We start from the raw sequence: 15146 nt of genomic DNA, 5'->3' as shown, positions 1-15146 counted from the left end.
GAGCATGAGCATGGATCAGACACAGCCTGCCACCGGGCAGGCCAAGAACGGCCACGGCCCCCTGCTGGAGGTCAAGGACCTGCAGGTCGAGTTCCGCACCAAAGCAGGAGTCGCCCAGGCCATCAACGGCCTGAACTTCACCCTGAACGCGGGAGAGACCTTGGCGATCCTCGGGGAGTCGGGCTCCGGGAAGTCCGTGACCGCCCAGACGATCATGGGGATCCTGGACATGCCCCCGGGGCACATCGCGGGTGGGGAGATCCGCTACCGCGGCGAGGACCTGCTGACGATGCCGGTCGAGAAGCGGCGGAAGCTGCGCGGGGCGAGCATCTCGATGATCTTCCAGGACGCCTTGTCCTCGCTGAACCCGGTGCTGCCGGTCGGCTGGCAGATCGCCGAGATGTTCCGTGTGCACCGGGGGATGAAGCGCAAGGAGGCCCGTCAGAAGTCCATCGAGATGATGCGGCGAGTCGGGATTCCTGCCGCGGAGGAGCGCGTGGGGGACTTTCCCCACCAGTTCTCCGGCGGGATGCGGCAGCGCATCATGATCGCCATGGCCATCGCGCTGGACCCGGATGTGCTGATCGCGGACGAGCCCACCACCGCCCTGGACGTGACGGTCCAAGCACAGGTGATGCGGCTGCTCAAGGAGCTGCAGGTGGAGTACAACATGGGGCTGATCCTCATCACCCATGACCTTGGCGTGGTGGCGGATGTGGCCGACAAGATCGCGGTCATGTATGCCGGCCGCGTCATGGAGGCCGCCGACGTCTATGAGATCTACCGGCAGCCGGCCCACCCGTACACGCGCGGCCTGCTGCAGTCGATCCCCCGGGTGGACGGCCAGGAGGACCGTCTGAAGGCCATCCCCGGGCTCCCGCCCATGCTGACCGACATGCCGCCCGGCTGTCCGTTCAACCCCCGCTGCGAGTTCGCCACGGACCGGTGCCGCACCGAGCGGCCCGAGCTGCGTCAGGTGGCCTCGGGCCATACCTCGGCCTGCCACTACGCGGAGAAGATCCACACCCTCGAGGAGGCCCAGAATGAGCCTGTATGACCACAGCCCGGCTGGCCGCCCGGCCGATCCGTTCGCGGACGCAGAGGTGGTCCTGGACGTCGACGGCCTCGTCAAGCACTTCCCCCTGACGCAGGGGATCATCTTCCAGCGGAAGATCGGGGCGGTCAAAGCCGTCGACGGTGTGAGCTTCCAGCTGCGCAAGGGCGAGACCTTGGGCATCGTGGGAGAGTCCGGCTGCGGCAAGTCCACGTTGGCCAAACTCCTGATGCGCCTGGAGGAGCCGGATGAGGGCTCAATCCGCTTCGGCGGAGAGGACTTCCTCGCGGTGAAGGGGGAGGAGCTGCGGAAGCTGCGCCGCAAGATCCAGGTGATCTTCCAGGACCCCTACACCTCGCTGAATCCGCGCATGTCGGTCGGCGACATCATCGGGGAGCCCTTCCGGCTGCACCCCGATGCGAAACCGGCGCAGGGGATCCGGCCTCGGGTGAAGGAGCTGCTGGACCTCGTGGGCCTGAACCCGGACCACATCAACCGCTACCCGCACCAGTTCTCTGGGGGTCAGCGGCAGCGCATCGGCATCGCCCGCGGCCTGGCCCTGAACCCGGAGGTGATCATCTGCGATGAGCCGGTCTCCGCACTGGACGTGTCCGTCCAGGCTCAGGTGATGAACCTGCTGGAGGACCTGCAGTCCGAACTGGGGCTCTCGTACATCTTCATCGCCCATGACCTCTCGGTGGTCCGCCACATCTCCGACCGCGTGGGTGTGATGTATCTGGGCAAGCTGGCGGAGATCGGGACGGAGCAGGAGATCTACCAGGCCCCGGCGCATCCCTACACCCAGGCGCTGCTCTCGGCGGTGCCGGTGCCGGATCCGACACTGCGTGGTCAGCGGGAGCAGATCGTCCTGAAGGGCGATCCGCCGAACCCGGCGAACCCGCCCTCGGGGTGCCGCTTCCGCACCCGGTGCTGGATGGCCACAGACCTGTGTGAGACGCAGGTGCCGGAGCTCATCACCCGGCCGGGCATCACTCAGCAGGCGGCCTGTCACTACGCCAAGGCCAACGAGGATGTGACGGCGTGAGCGCCCTCTCGGCGCAGCATCTGGGCGAGCGCCCGATAATGGCGACGACTGGTCCGTAACATCCTGACATGTTCAGTCACAGCAGCGGGGCCCCGGGGAACACTCCGGGGCCCCGCTGCTGTGACGGCGATGTTTCGCGCCCCCATGAGACAAATGTGATGGTGAACACGAGCTGTGCGACGACTGGAGATGACCTGGATGCCTGAATCCCTGGAATGACGCGGAACTCTGAAAGATGTCTTGCACGTCTGCTGATCGGGGCTGTGTTTCGCTCATGTTGACGGCGTGGGGTTGACAGTGACCTCCCGCGTCCTATCAGGCCTGTTGGGCGAAAATGTGACCGCAGTAACAATTCGATCACGGGTCCTGTGGGGGTGCGGGCAGGTCTCCCTGCGCCCGTATTCTGGTGCACACCTTGATCCGGTGTCAGATGCGTCACAGTCAGGGTCGCGTCGGGCGAGAGCCCGAAGGGACGACCCACCTCCTGCCCGCGGTCCGCCGCAGGGAGGCGCGGCAGACGTCTCGGCACCGGTGAACACTCGCATCAGCAGTGAGGAGAAGCTGTGAAGATCAGGAAGCTTTCAGCCGCCGTGGCGATGACCGCCGCCGGCGCACTCGTGATCTCGGGGTGCACCCCGGGCTCGGACGACAACGGCAACGGCGACGCGGAGGAGAACGGCAACGGCGCGGCCGCCGACCAGACCCAGGAGGGCCAGCAGTACACCGTCGAGCCGACCGACGGCACCCGCGCCTCCTTCGAGGACTTCGAGACCACCGACGATGAGATCAACGTCGCGGTGGCGGACGTGGAGTACGTCTCCTACAACAACAACGCCCGGACGTCGAACAACACGACGAACTCGGCCATCGCTGGACTGCAGAGCTCGAGCTTCTGGTACTACGGCACAGACCTCTCGATCAACCAGAACGAGGAGTTTGGCTCCTTCGAGATCACCCAGGAGGGCGAGACCGTCTACGAGGAGGACGAGGACGGCGAGACGCTGCTCGATGAGGAGACCGGTGAGCCGGTCATCAACGAGGAGGAGTCCACCCCGCTGATCGTGGAGTACACGATCAGTGACGACGCCACCTGGTCCGACGGCACTCCCATCACCGTCGCCGACTACGTGCTGACCTGGGGTGCTCAGCACCCCGGCATCGTGAACGAGGACGAGCCGGAGACCGAAGACGGCGAGGCCAACTACCTGTTCGACTCCGTGAGCAAGAACTTCGGCACCTACATTCCGGACGGCCCGCAGGGCGACCTGGACGGCAAGACGTTCACCGTCGAGTACTCCGACCACTACGCCTACGTCGACTGGCAGCTGATCATCACCTGGCCCGAGCCGGCGCACATCGTGGCCGAGCAGGCGGGCATGAGCGTGGAGGAGCTCTCCGAGGCGTTCCGCGACCAGGACTCCGCGTCCTTGGAGGAGGCCGCAGAGTTCTGGAACGAGGGGTGGCACGTGCAGGACGGCGACCTCCCCGACGCCGACCTCATGCCGTCCAGCGGTCCGTACGTGGTGGACTCCTTCGTCAGCGGTGAGTACGTCTCGCTGGTCGCCAACGAGGACTTCTGGGGCACCCCTCCGGGCACCGAGCGCATCACCTTCCACTTCGTGGACGACGGATCCATGCCGCAGGCCATGGAGAACGGCGACCTCGATGTGATCGCGCCCCAGGCCACGCTGGACACCCTCCAGCAGCTGGAGAACATGGGCGACCAGATCGTCATCCACGAGCAGGAGCTCGCCACCTGGGAGCACCTGGACATGAACCACAGCGAGGACTCCGTCTTCCAGGACCACGCCGTGCGTGAGGCCTTCGCACTCTGCGTGCCTCGCCAGCTGATCCTGGACAACCTCATCGAGCCGCTCTACCCGGAGGCTGAGCTGCTCAACGGCCGCGAAGTGCTCAACTTCGAGGACACCTATGACGAGGTCATCAGCGAGGCCTACGACGGCCGCTACGACGAGCAGGACATCGAGCGCGCCGCCGAGCTCCTCGAGGAGGCCGACGCCGTCGGCGCCGAGGTGGAGATCGGCTACCAGTCGCCCAACCCGCGGCGCTCCGACCAGGTGCAGCTGATCGCCGAGGCCTGCGGAGAGGCCGGCTTCGAGATCTCCGACGGTGGTCATGAGGCGTTCTTCGCCGAGGTCATCCCCAGCGGGGACTGGGACGTGGCGATGTTCGCCTGGGCCGGCTCCGGGCAGATCGCCTCGGGCCGCAACATGTACCACTCCACCGGCGGCCAGAACGACGGCTCCTGGAGCAACGAGGAGCTGGACGAGCTCTGGGACGAGCTGGTGATCACCATGGACGAGGAGGACCGCATCCCGCTGCTGCAGGGCATCGAGCAGATCCTGTGGGATGACCTCATGAGCATCCCGCTCTACGTCCACCCCGGCATCTTCGCCTCGGATGCGGAGATCTACAACGTGCGGGCCACCTCCGCCCAGACAGGCATCACGTGGAACGCCGATCAGTGGCAGCGCAGCGCTGAGTGAGAACCAGTCCCTGACTGACTCTCACCAGCCGAGACGGCAGGAGCGGCGACCGCTCTCCTGCTGAGCACGTAGGCGGCGGGGTCTGACAGACCACAAATCTGCCAGGCCCCGCCGCCCCGTCTCCTCGACCCTTGGAAGGCGAACCTCAGCTGTGCTGACATACATCCTCAAACGCCTCGGCAGCACGATCATCGTGCTGTTCGGGGCCTCCGTCCTGGTCTTCTTCATGGTCGTCCACTCGGGCGACCCTCTGTCCGACCTCCGCGAGAGCAACGATCCTGACGCCGCGCACCAGATGGAGCAGCGGACCCAGGCCATGAATCTGGATCAGCCCTGGTACATCCGCTACTGGTGGTGGTTCCGCGGCGTGGCCGGCTGCGTGACCCTGAGTTGCGACTTCGGCACCAATCGGGACGGCCAGCATCTCAACAGCATCCTGGCCAATGCCGCTCAGGATTCTCTGCGCCTGGTGTTCATCGCCACGATCGCCTCGATCGTGCTGGGCATCCTCATCGGGATCATCTCCGCGATCCGCCAGTACTCCCTGTTCGACTACACGGTCTCGTTCATCGTGTTCGTGTTCTTCTCCCTGCCGATCTTCTGGGCCGCGGTGCTCGGGAAGGAGTGGCTGGCCATCCGCTACAACAACTGGATGGCTGACGGCAGCTACAGCTGGGGGCAGATGCTCGGGATATCCGTGGTCCTGGCCATCGCCCTGCCCCTGATCATCGGCGGGGAGCCTCTCCGCCGGGTCATCACCGCCGGCATGACGTTCGTGGCGAGCGTCGGGGCCCTCTGGTACTTCGACGCCTCGAACTTCGCCCATGAGCCGCGCCTCGGCGCGGTCGGCATCATCGTGCTGAGCCTCGGCCTCGCCGTCGGGCTCACGGCGCTGCTCGCCGGGCTCGGGAACCGCAGGGTGCTCTATACGGCACTGACCGTGTCGGGCCTGGGGATCGTGTCCTACTACGCCACCTGGGAGCTGCTCGCGGAACCCGCCGGCGGGTGGTTCCTGCTGCTGGGGCTGTTCCTGCTGACCATCGCCATCTGCCTGGTGCTCGCCCGCACCATGGGCGGCTACGCCAAGGGGCAGGCGACCGCCGTCGCGGTGATCACCGGGATGCTGACCTCCGGGCTGATCCTGCTGGACCACTTCATGTACCACTGGCCCAGCCTGCTGAGCCTGAAGTCCCGTCCGGTGAGCACCATCGGCTCGCACACCCGGCGGTTCACCGAGGACGACGTGACCTTCTGGCAGGTCTCTCTGGACCAGCTGACCCAGCTGTGGATCCCCACGATGCTGCTGATGATCGTCTCGCTGGCGACCTACACCCGCTACACCCGCGCCTCGATGCTGGAGGTGGCACGCCAGGACTACATCCGCACCGCCCGGGCCAAGGGAGCCAACGAGCGCACCGTGGTCTTCAAGCACGCCTTCCGCAACGCGCTGATCCCGCTGGCGACCATCGTGGCCTTCGACTTCGCCGGACTGATCGGAGGCACCGTCATCGTGGAGTCGATCTTCAACTGGAACGGCATGGGCGGAGTCTTCATCACCGGGCTGCGCAACGTGGACCCTGCGCCCGTCATGGGCTTCGTGATGATCACCGGCTTCGTAGCCGTGATCTTCAACTTCATCGCGGACATCATGTACGCCGTCCTGGACCCGAGGATTCGAGTATGAGCGACACGATCAACAGACCCCCCGACGACCTGGACCAGTCGGCTCAGCCGGGTCAGGACCTCCCGGCCGACGGCCTGGACCAGCAGATGGTCGACCTCACCGAGGTCGAGGACTCCAAGCTGGAGCAGAAGGGCCAGTCCCTCTCCCAGGCGCAGCTGGTGCGCCGTCGCTTCTTCGCCCACAAGCCGGCCGTGATCTCGCTGATCGTGCTGGTGTTCTGCACAGTGATCGCGTTCAGCTCCCTCGGGTTCCTGGGGATCCCCGGCTGGTGGGACAAGGGCTACCGGGAGACCGGACCCATCCTCGACGGCGGAGTGCCCACCATGTTCCGGGACGGCGCCATCCTCGGCGAACACCCCTTCGGTCAGGACAACCTGGGACGCGACTATTTCGCCCTGACCATGCAGGGGATGAAGCAGTCGCTGACCATCGCCTTCATGGTCGGCGTCGTCTCCACGGGCATCGGAGTGCTCGTCGGCGCGATGGCCGGATACTTCCGCGGGTGGATCGAGACGATCCTGATGCGCCTGACCGACCTCGTGATCGTGGTGCCGCTGCTGGTCTTCGCGGCGATCGCCGGGCAGATGGTCCAGGGCAACATCGTGCTGCTGGGCTTCGCCCTGGGCTGCTTCACGTGGACCGGGCTCGCCAGGCTCGTCCGGGCAGAGGTGCTCTCCCTGCGGGAGAAGGAGTACGTCTCCGCCGCCGTGGCGATGGGGTCCTCCCCGTCGCGGATCATCCTGAAGCACATGCTGCCCAACAGTGTGGGCGTGATCATCGTCAACGCGACGTTCTCGATCGCCGCAGCGGTGCTGCTGGAGTCCTCGCTGTCCTACCTCGGCCTGGGCGTCCAGGCTCCGGAGACCTCCCTGGGTCTGCTCATCACCACCTATGAGAACGCCTCGGGGACGCGGCCCTGGCTGTTCTGGTTCCCGGGCATCTTCATCATCATCATCGCCCTGACCGTGAACTTCATCGGGGACGGGCTGCGGGACGCCTACGACCCGCGCCAGCAGCGCGTGGGGGACCGGCGCCCGAGCCTGCTGACCGCCCTGGGCCTGCGCGGGTTCTCCCAGCGCCACAAGGCGCGGATCGGCGGAGCCGGGGAAGCCCCGGGAGGCCCGGGAAGTTCCACGACCGCCCCCTCGGTCACCGATCCCACCGCGGCGACGCGGCGGAGCAGGAGGAAGAAGTGACTCAGCCCATCCTGAGCTATCAGGACATCAAGGTCCGCTTCGCCACGGAGTTCGGGGAGATCGACGCCGTCAAAGGCGTCAGCTTCGACCTGCACCCCGGTGAGGTCGTCGCCGTGGTCGGAGAGTCGGGGTCCGGGAAGTCGGTGACCTCCTCGACCGCCATGGGCCTGCTGGCGGACAATGCCGCCGTCGAGGGCACCGTGCTGCTCGACGGCAAGGACGTCACGGCGATGTCGGCGTCTCAGCTGCGGAAGCTGCGCGGCAACGACATCTCCATGGTCTTCCAGGAGCCGATGACTGCGCTCAATCCGGTGCTCAAGGTCTCCACCCAGATGGTGGAGGTGCTGGAGATCCATGGGAAGGCCTACGGCACGGACGCGCTGCGGCGGTCAATCGAGCTGCTGGAACAGGTCGGCATCCCTGACCCGGAGAAACGGATCCACGAATATCCGCATCAGTTCTCCGGAGGCCAGCGGCAGCGCATCGTCATCGCGATGGCCATCGCCTGCGGGCCGAAAGTCATCATCGCCGACGAGCCGACCACCGCACTCGACGTGACCGTCCAGGCGGAGATCCTGGACCTGCTGCGTCGGCTGAAGGACGAGCTGAACACCGGCATCGTGCTCATCACCCACAACATGGGAGTGGTGGCGGACATGGCCGATCGTGTCGTGGTGATGTTCCACGGCGAAGTGGTGGAGCACGGAACCGCCGAGGAGATCCTCACTCGACCGCAGCACCCGTATACGCAGCGGCTGCTCGACGCCATGCCGCACCTCGGTGAGCACGCCGTGGAGGTCCGCGAGCAGGAGATCCCCGCAGCGATCGAGCCGGAGTACGCGCTGCAGGGCAAGGACCTCGCTCTGGCCTACAGGTTCCGGGGGAAGTCCATCCGCGTGGTGGAAGGGGTGAACTTCGGGGTCCAGCCGGGCGAGATCCTCGGACTGGTCGGCGAGTCGGGGTCGGGCAAGTCCACCGTCGCCAAGGCGGTGCTGGGACTGCTGGAGGTCGAGGAGGGGGAGCTGCTGGTTCGCGGTCAGGACCTTCCCCAGCTCCCGCGGAAGCAGCGCAAGGCGCTGCGGCGCGAGATCGGCGTCGTCTTCCAGGACCCTGCGGCGTCCCTGGACCCCCGATTCCCGATCGGCGACATCATCACCGAACCGATGGTGATCCATAAGGTGGGCACAGCCCAGGAGCGCATCCGGCGCGCTGAGGAGCTCCTGGAGGCGGTCAAGCTGCCGACCAGCGTGATCAACCGGTATCCGCACGAGCTCTCGGGAGGCCAGCGGCAGCGCATCAGCATCGCCCGAGCACTCTCCCTGAGCCCGTCGATCCTGATCGCCGACGAGCCCACCTCCGCCCTGGACGTGTCCGTGCAGGCACGCGTGCTGGAGATGTTCGCCGAGCTGCAGGAGCAGTTCTCCTTCGCCTGCCTGTTCGTGACCCATGACCTCGCCGTGGTGGACCAGCTGGCCGACCAGATCCTGGTGATGCAGAACGGACGAGTCGTGGAACAGGGGACCAAGGACCAGATCCTGCGGGCGCCCCGGGAGGACTACACCCGGCGTCTGCTGGCCGCCGCGCCCGTCCCGAACCCCGTGACCCAGGCCGAACGTCGCGCGGCACGGCTCCGTCTGCTCGCCGACCAGGGGCGGCTGCCCGGCTGACCTGCGATCGCGTCGGTCCATGGACCGGCGGCCCGGTGGGACAGGGTGCGACCACCGGGCCGCCTCCCGGGGCGTGCGGCCCCGAGCCGATCGGAACGGTGATCGACGCCGCACCGGCGGTTTGCACCGGGGCAGTACACTGGATCGGGTGCCTGCGCCGCTCAGCGGCGGTGCGGGGCCCCATCCACACCTCTTTCTACTCCGGAAGGCGCTGCCCCGACATGACCACTGCTGCCGTACGCGCACAAGCAGGCACTGACGAGCGTCAGGACCTGCGCAACGTCGCGATCGTCGCCCACGTCGACCACGGCAAGACCACCCTGGTCGACGCCATGCTGCGTCAGACCAAGGCCGTCGGTGGCCATGGCGACCTCGAGGACCGAGTCATGGACTCCGGGGACCTCGAGAAGGAGAAGGGCATCACGATCCTGGCCAAGAACACCACCGTGTTCTACTCCGGTCCGGCCGCCGCTGAGCATGCCGGGACCGAAAAGGTCACCATCAACGTGATCGACACCCCCGGACACGCCGACTTCGGTGGCGAGGTCGAGCGCGGGCTGTCCATGGTCGACGGCGTCGTGCTGCTCGTCGACGCCTCCGAGGGGCCGTTGCCGCAGACGCGTTTCGTGCTGCGCAAGGCGCTCAACGCCCAGCTGCCCGTCATCCTGGTGGTCAACAAGACGGACCGCCCCGACGCCCGCATCGACGGCGTCGTCTCCGACACCATGGACCTGCTGCTCGGGCTGGCCTCCGACGTCGCCGAGGAGAACCCTGACCTGGACCTGGACTCCGTGCTGGACGTCCCCGTGGTCTACGCCTCCGGCAAGGCCGGCCGGGCCTCCACCGAGCAGCCCGCCGACGGCGGTCTGCCGGAGAACGAGGACCTCGAGCCGCTGTTCTCCACCATCCTGGAGCACGTCCCGGCCCCGCGCTACGACGCCGACGAGGTCCTCCAGGCCCACGTGACCAACCTGGACGCCTCGCCGTTCCTGGGCCGCCTGGCGCTGCTGCGCATCTTCAACGGCACACTGCGGAAGAACCAGCAGGTCGCCTGGGCGCGCAATGACGGTTCGGTCAAGACGGTCAAGATCACCGAGCTGCTGGCCACCAAGGGCCTGGAGCGGGTCTCCGCCGAGTCCGCGGGGCCCGGCGAGATCGTGGCAGTGGCCGGCATCGAGGACATCATGATCGGCGAGACCCTCACCGACCTGGAGTCCCCGAAGCCGCTGCCGAACATCATCGTGGACGACCCGGCGATCTCCATGACGGTGGGCATCAACACCTCCCCGATGGCCGGCCGCGTCAAGGGCGCGAAGGTCACCGCCCGTCAGGTCAAGGACCGACTGGACAAGGAGCTCATCGGCAACGTCTCCATCAAGGTGCTCCCCACGGAGCGTCCTGACACCTGGGAGGTCCAGGGCCGCGGCGAGCTCGCCCTGGCCATCCTGGTGGAGCAGATGCGCCGTGAGGGCTTCGAGCTGACCGTGGGCAAGCCGCAGGTGGTCACCCGTGAGATCGACGGAGTCCTCCACGAGCCGATGGAGAACATGACCATCGACGCCCCCGAAGAGCACATGGGTGCGATCACCCAGCTCATGGCCGCCCGCAAGGGCACCATGACCACCATGACGAACAACGGCACCGGCTGGATCCGCATGGAGTTCATGGTTCCCGCCCGCGGGCTCATCGGTTTCCGCACCAAGTTCCTCACTGAGACCCGCGGGGCCGGCATCGCCTCCTCCTACGCGGCCGGATACGAGCCGTGGAAGGGCGAGATCGAGTACCGGATCTCCGGCTCTCTGGTGGCGGACCGCGCCGGATCGGCCACTCCGTTCGCCATGATCAACCTTCAGGAGCGCGGCACCTTCTTCGTGGAGGCCCAGTCCGAGGTCTATGAGGGCCAGGTGGTGGGGGAGAACTCCCGCAACGAGGACATGGAGGTCAACATCACCAAGGAGAAGAAGCTGACCAACATGCGCGCCGCCAGCGCCGACAGCTTCGAGGGCCTGACCCCGCCGGTCAAGCTCACCTTGGAGGAGTCCCTCGAGTTCGCCAACGACGACGAGTGTGTGGAGGTCACCCCGGAGTCCATCCGGATCCGCAAGGTCACCCTCAACGCCTCGGACCGCCTGAAGGAATCCCGGAAGAAGAAGAGCGCGGCCCAGTGACCACCCCTCCCCATCAGCACGGAGCAGCGGACGGATCAGCCCACGGTGCGACCTCGGACCCGGCAGGTCCGGAGCGCATCGCGCGCAACCGCCCGCGGAACCGCCCCGTGCTGATGGGGATCTGCTTCTCCGCCGGAGCCGTCATCGGAGTGCTGGGCACTGCGGTGCACGGCAACCTGTGGATGCTGGGGGAGACCCACAGCGGGTTCGTGATCCCCTGGGGTGCGGCGGTGGCGCTGCTGCTGTGCCTGCTCGCCCAGCTCTGGGCCGGCCTGCGGGCCGACTCGCTGCTGGAGCCCACCGTCATGGGCATCACCACCTTCACCGTGGCCACCGTCGCCTATCTCTGGCCGGGTCCGGACCAGCTCATGGTGCCCTACAGCGCCGAGGCGATGGAGCTGCTGCCCGGGCCGACGATCGCCTCACTGATCTGGTGGTTGGGCAGTGCGGGCATCACGCTGGTGTCCATGGTGCTGGTGAAGTGGATCCTCGCCCGTGACGCCGCCGTCGCCCGCTCCCGCCCGACCCCGGGCGAGGGCTTCCTCATGTGACGCAGAGACCGGCGCCCGCTGGGACATCCGCAGCTCCGGATCGGTAGACTGGAGTCCACCGGCACGCCATGTGCCGCGTGCACCTGAGTACAGTCGCCGGTCGCCTCGCCCACCGACCGGCATTCCCGGGTCACCGTCCGGTGGCCAGGAGAGACAGAGGAGTCCATGACTTACATCATCGCCCTTCCCTGTGTGGACCTGAAGGACAAGGCCTGCATCGAGGAATGCCCGGTGGACTGCATCTATGAGGGCGAACGGTCGCTCTACATCCACCCCGACGAGTGCGTAGACTGCGGCGCCTGCGAACCCGTCTGCCCGGTGGAGGCCATTTACTACGAGGACGACGTCCCGGAGGAGTGGTCCGAGTACTACCGGGCCAATGTCGAGTTCTTCGACGACATCGGCTCTCCGGGCGGTGCGGCGAAGGTCGGCATGATCGCTAAGGACCACGAGGTCATCTCCGCACTGCCTCCGCAGGAGCACTGACTGCCGCCTATGCTCACGCTTCCTGACTACCCGTGGGACGCCATGGCTCCGTACCTGGAGCAGGCGGCCGCCCACCCCGACGGCGCGGTCAACCTCTCCATCGGGACCCCCGTGGATCCCACTCCCGCAGTGATCCGCGAGGCACTGGCCTCCGCCGCGGATGCACCGGGATACCCGACCACCCACGGACGGCGTGAGCTGCGCGAGGCGGTGGTCTCCTGGTTCGCTCGGCGCCGCGGCGTCGAGGGCCTGGACCCGGAGGCCGTGCTGCCCACGATCGGCTCCAAGGAGCTCGTCGCCTGGCTGCCGACCCTGCTGGGGCTGGGGGAGGGCGACGTCGTGCTGCGGCCGAAGGTCGCCTATCCCACCTACGACATCGGGGCCCAGATCGCCGGGGCCACCCCGCTGGCGGTCGAGGACCCGGCCGAGGTGGACGAGGAGACCCTGTCACGGGTGAAGCTGATCTGGCTGAACTCGCCGTCGAACCCGACCGGGGCGGTCACGGGCGTCGAGAGCATGGCCGCGGTGGTTCGGCTGGCTCGGCGCCTCGGCGCCGTCGTCGCCTCCGACGAGTGCTACGCCGAGCTGCCGTGGATGGTCGACGACGTCCCCTCCGTGCTCGATCCCCGGGTCAGCGCCGGCGATCACGCGGGACTGCTGGCGGTCTACTCGGCCTCCAAGCAGTCGAACCTGGCCGGGTACCGTGCGGCGTTCGTCGCCGGCTGCCCGGAGCTGATCGCCGGACTGGTCAACACCCGCAAGCATGCGGGGATGATCATGCCGGCACCCGTGCAGGAGGCGCTGCGGGTGGCGCTGAGCGACGACGCGCACGTCGACGCCCAGCGGGAGGTCTACCGTCGGCGACGGGAGCGGCTGCTGCCCGCCCTGCAGGCCGCCGGTCTGCAGGTGCAGCACTCCGACGCCGGGCTCTACCTGTGGTGCACCGACGGCGCCTCCGACTCGTGGACGCTGGTGGAGCAGATGGCCGCGCGCGGCATCGTCGTCGGCCCTGGTGTGTTCTACGGGGAGCACGGGGACGGGTTCATCCGGGTGGCGCTGACCGCCTCCGATGAGCGGATCGCCGCCGCCTCTGCACGGCTGAGATGACCCCGCGCCGGGCCCGTCCCGGCGCCCGACGTGAAACGTGACACAACTGGCGACGCGACGTGACGACCAGGTAGGTTGTCAGAGTTGCGTACGAGTGTTTCTGATGAGGAGACCGCATGACTGAGCAGACAGCAGCCCGCCTGAGCTATCAGGACCAGGAGCTCGAGCTACCCGTCGAGAATGCCGTGGAAGGCAATGACGGGCTCGACATCGCTCCGCTGCTGAAGACCACCGGGGCGGTCACCTACGACCCCGGATTCATGAACACCGCGAACGCGAAGTCGGCGATCACCTACATCGATGGTGCCGAGGGGATCCTGCGCTACCGCGGCTACCCGATCGAGCAGCTCGCTCAGCACTCGAACTTCCTCGAGGTGAGCTACCTGCTCATCTACGGCGAGCTGCCCACCGCGGAGCAGCTGGACGCCTTCGACAACCTCACCCGCCGCCACACGCTGCTGCACGAGGAGCTCAAGGGTTTCTTCGGCGGCTTCCCACGTGACGCCCACCCGATGCCGGTGCTGTCCTCGGCCGTTTCGGCCCTGTCGACCTTCTACCAGGACTCGCTCGACCCCTTCGACGACGAGCACGTCGAGCGCTCCACCTACCGACTGCTGGCGAAGGTCCCCACCATCGCCGCCTACGCGTACAAGAAGTCCATCGGCCAGCCGATGCTCTACCCGGACAACAACCTGGACCTGGTGGAGAACTTCCTGCGCGGCTGCTTCGGTGTGCCCGCCGAGCAGTACGAGCTGGACCCCGAGATCGTCAAGGCGCTGGACACCCTGCTGATCCTGCACGCCGACCACGAGCAGAACTGCTCCACCTCCACGGTCCGTCTGGTGGGCTCCTCGCAGGCGAACATGTTCGCCTCCATCTCCGCGGGGATCAACGCCCTGTTCGGCCCGGCCCACGGCGGCGCGAACGAAGCGGTGCTGAAGATGCTGCGCCAGATCCAGGCGGGCGACGTCAGCCCCGAGGCCTTCATGGAGAAGGTCAAGAACAAGGAGGACGGCGTCCGTCTGATGGGCTTCGGGCACCGCGTGTACAAGAACTACGACCCGCGTGCCCGGGTGGTGAAGGGCATCGCTGACTCCATGTTGGCCAAGCTCGGCGGCGACGACGAGCTCTTCGACATCGCCCAGCGGCTCGAGCAGAAGGCGCTGGAGGACGACTACTTCATCGAGCGCAAGCTCTACCCGAACGTCGACTTCTACACGGGCCTCATCTACAAGGCGATGGGCTTCCCGGAGAAGATGTTCACCGTGCTCTTCGCCCTCGGTCGCCTGCCCGGCTGGATCGCCCAGTGGCGCGAGATGATGAGGGACCCCTCCACCAAGATCGGGCGACCGCGTCAGCTCTACATCGGTGAGCCGGAGCGCAGCTACCCGGGCGCCTGACCCGAGGCCGAGGCGCCGTCAGTGCAGGACCCCGCAGCCGGAGCACGGCGGCGGGGTCTTCTGCTGTCGTGGGTCGCACGGGTATCGCGCGGGTGGCCGCGGTCTGGGTGGGGCCTGCGGCAGAGCCGCCGCAGGGAGCTGTACGAGGAGTCATCTTCCCGCAGATCGCACGCCAGGCGAAGCGGGCGGGGTCTATCGGTGGTTGCACCGGCCTGTTCATCAGGAGCCGCAGTGGAGCCCACTGAACCTAGTCCTCGAGTCTTTCGTCATGGCGATGATGT

The 15146-nt window shown here is 67.1% G+C and carries 11 protein-coding genes; all 11 read left to right on the top strand.

What is annotated here, in order from left to right; all coding sequences use genetic code 11:
* The first annotated feature begins 10 nt into the window (after positions 1-10).
* The 11 genes from ABD658_RS12485 (at position 11) to ABD658_RS12435 (ending at position 14865) form a co-directional block, all read left to right on the top strand.
* The gene (locus ABD658_RS12485; RefSeq protein WP_344682730.1) at positions 11-1057 is read left to right on the top strand and encodes an ABC transporter ATP-binding protein; all 1047 of its coding nucleotides are present in this window, start codon (positions 11-13) and stop codon (positions 1055-1057) included.
* Positions 1044-2099, top strand: a complete 1056-nt coding sequence (locus tag ABD658_RS12480) for an ABC transporter ATP-binding protein (protein ID WP_070159288.1) — start codon at positions 1044-1046, stop codon at positions 2097-2099. The genes ABD658_RS12485 and ABD658_RS12480 overlap by 14 nt, the downstream gene beginning before the upstream one ends.
* Before the next feature lie 563 nt (positions 2100-2662).
* Positions 2663-4606, top strand: a complete 1944-nt coding sequence (locus tag ABD658_RS12475) for an ABC transporter substrate-binding protein (protein ID WP_311023618.1) — start codon at positions 2663-2665, stop codon at positions 4604-4606.
* A gap of 151 nt (positions 4607-4757) precedes the next feature.
* On the top strand, positions 4758-6290 hold the full coding sequence (locus ABD658_RS12470; RefSeq protein ID WP_311023619.1) for an ABC transporter permease: 1533 nt from the start codon (positions 4758-4760) through the stop codon (positions 6288-6290).
* A complete protein-coding gene (locus tag ABD658_RS12465) occupies positions 6287-7486 on the top strand; it encodes an ABC transporter permease (protein ID WP_311023620.1) in 1200 nt (399 codons plus the stop codon). Before ABD658_RS12470 ends, ABD658_RS12465 begins: the two co-directional genes overlap by 4 nt.
* The gene (locus ABD658_RS12460; protein WP_344682734.1) at positions 7483-9153 is read left to right on the top strand and encodes an ABC transporter ATP-binding protein; all 1671 of its coding nucleotides are present in this window, start codon (positions 7483-7485) and stop codon (positions 9151-9153) included. Before ABD658_RS12465 ends, ABD658_RS12460 begins: the two co-directional genes overlap by 4 nt.
* Positions 9154-9374: 221 nt before the next feature.
* Entirely contained in the window at positions 9375-11321 is a 1947-nt protein-coding gene (typA, locus tag ABD658_RS12455) for a translational GTPase TypA (protein ID WP_344682736.1), read from the top strand.
* Positions 11318-11872 (top strand): hypothetical protein, encoded by a 555-nt coding sequence (locus ABD658_RS12450; RefSeq protein ID WP_344682738.1) that lies wholly within the window; start codon positions 11318-11320, stop codon positions 11870-11872. The genes typA and ABD658_RS12450 overlap by 4 nt, the downstream gene beginning before the upstream one ends.
* Positions 11873-12037: 165 nt before the next feature.
* Positions 12038-12358, top strand: a complete 321-nt coding sequence (fdxA, locus tag ABD658_RS12445) for a ferredoxin (RefSeq protein WP_070159298.1) — start codon at positions 12038-12040, stop codon at positions 12356-12358.
* Positions 12359-12367: 9 nt separating this feature from the next.
* On the top strand, positions 12368-13465 hold the full coding sequence (dapC, locus tag ABD658_RS12440) for a succinyldiaminopimelate transaminase (RefSeq protein ID WP_344682741.1): 1098 nt from the start codon (positions 12368-12370) through the stop codon (positions 13463-13465).
* 116 nt (positions 13466-13581) lie between these two features.
* Positions 13582-14865 carry a citrate synthase gene (locus tag ABD658_RS12435; protein ID WP_344682743.1) on the top strand — a complete coding sequence of 428 codons (1284 nt, stop codon included), beginning with the start codon at positions 13582-13584 and terminating at the stop codon, positions 14863-14865.
* Positions 14866-15146: the final 281 nt, after the last annotated feature.

The organism is Nesterenkonia aethiopica (assembly GCF_039534665.1).
Lineage (GTDB): Bacteria > Actinomycetota > Actinomycetes > Actinomycetales > Micrococcaceae > Nesterenkonia > Nesterenkonia aethiopica.
This window is presented reverse-complemented; position numbering and strand designations above follow the sequence as displayed.